3 protein-coding genes are annotated in these 1,215 nt (G+C 63.1%); all 3 read right to left on the bottom strand.

All coding sequences use genetic code 11. The annotated features are described in order from the left end of the window. A partial coding sequence (locus tag ABZ677_RS27840) for a biotin carboxylase N-terminal domain-containing protein (RefSeq protein ID WP_358375337.1) occupies window positions 1-137 on the bottom strand: 137 nt, incomplete at its 3' end. A gap of 14 nt (window positions 138-151) precedes the next feature. Further along, complete coding sequence (locus tag ABZ677_RS27835) at window positions 152-403, bottom strand: acyl-CoA carboxylase epsilon subunit (RefSeq protein WP_358375334.1); 252 nt, start codon at window positions 401-403, stop codon at window positions 152-154. Further along, window positions 400-1,215, bottom strand: an 816-nt coding sequence (locus tag ABZ677_RS27830) for a carboxyl transferase domain-containing protein (protein ID WP_358375332.1), incomplete at its 5' end; no start/stop codon positions are given. The genes ABZ677_RS27835 and ABZ677_RS27830, both read right to left, overlap by 4 nt.

The raw sequence follows: 1,215 nt of genomic DNA, 5'->3' as shown, positions 1-1,215 counted from the left end.
TCGGCATCGGGCTCGGCATACACAGCGACACTGGCCAACCCGGCATCGGCGGCCGCCCGGATCACCCGCACCGCGATCTCACCACGATTGGCGACGAGAACCTTCGAGATTTTCTTATGGGAAGTCGAGGTGGTCATGTACTGAAATTCCTTTACTGGCCATATCGGGCATTGACGAAAAGAGCTGGGGCACTTGCAAGTCCGTATCGATGCAGATCCTCGGGGCGACCCCACAGATCCGATACCACCGGAGCTTCGGCGACAACGGACGACTGCGCCGCGGTCAGAACAGCAACAACGGCCGCGATGTCGGTGTCGGTCGGAGATCCGCAAAACGACCAACCAGACGACGCAGCAACATGATTCGCTTCGCTCACTGCGTCGTGATTCGCTTCGCCGCTCATAGGGGGATGTTTCCGTGTTTCTTGGGTGGGAGGGTGACTTGTTTGCGTTCGAGCAGTCGTAGGGCGGTGACGATCTGGCCGCGGGTGTGGCTGGGGGGTATGACGGCGTCGAGGTAGCCGCGTTCGGCGGCGATGTAGGGGTTGACGAGGGTGTCTTCGTATTCCTGCTGCAGTGTCAGGCGGAGGGCGTCGACGTCTTCCCCGTTCTTGGCTGCCTCGAGCAGTTGTTTGCGGTAGACGAACCCGACGGCGCCGGAGGCTCCCATGACGGCGATCTGCGCGGTCGGCCAGGCGAGGTTGACGTCGGCTCCCATGTGCTTGGACCCCATCACGTCGTACGCCCCGCCGTACGCTTTGCGGGTGATGACGGTGATCTTCCCGACGGTCGCTTCGCCGTAGGCGTAGAGCAGTTTCGCGCCGCGTCGGATGATGCCGTTGTATTCCTGCCCGGTGCCGGGCAGGAACCCGGGCACATCGACCAACGTGATGATCGGGACGTTGAAGCAGTCGCACGTGCGGACGAAGCGGGCTGCTTTCTCGGAGGCATCGATGTCGAGGGTGCCCGCGAACTGGGTGGGTTGGTTGGCGACGATCCCCACCGAGCGGCCGTCGATGCGCCCGAATCCGACGATGATGTTGCGGGCCCGGCCCTCCTGCACCTCCATGAACTCGTCGTCGTCGAGGATCCGGGTGATGACCTCGTGCATGTCGTAGGGAGTGTTCGGTGAGTCGGGGATCAGGGTGTCGAGTTCGAGGTCCTCGGCGGTGAGCGAGTCGGCGATCGATCCGGTGATCGGGTCCGACGGTGCGGT

This window comes from Rhodococcus sp. NPDC006774, assembly GCF_040636045.1.
In the GTDB taxonomy this organism is placed as follows: domain Bacteria; phylum Actinomycetota; class Actinomycetes; order Mycobacteriales; family Mycobacteriaceae; genus Rhodococcoides.
This window is presented reverse-complemented; position numbering and strand designations above follow the sequence as displayed.

Bases quoted from the DNA above. Each gene is read 5' to 3' on its own strand.
- ABZ677_RS27835 (WP_358375334.1), bottom strand. From the start codon at position 403: ATGAGCGGCGAAGCGAATCACGACGCAGTGAGCGAAGCGAATCATGTT.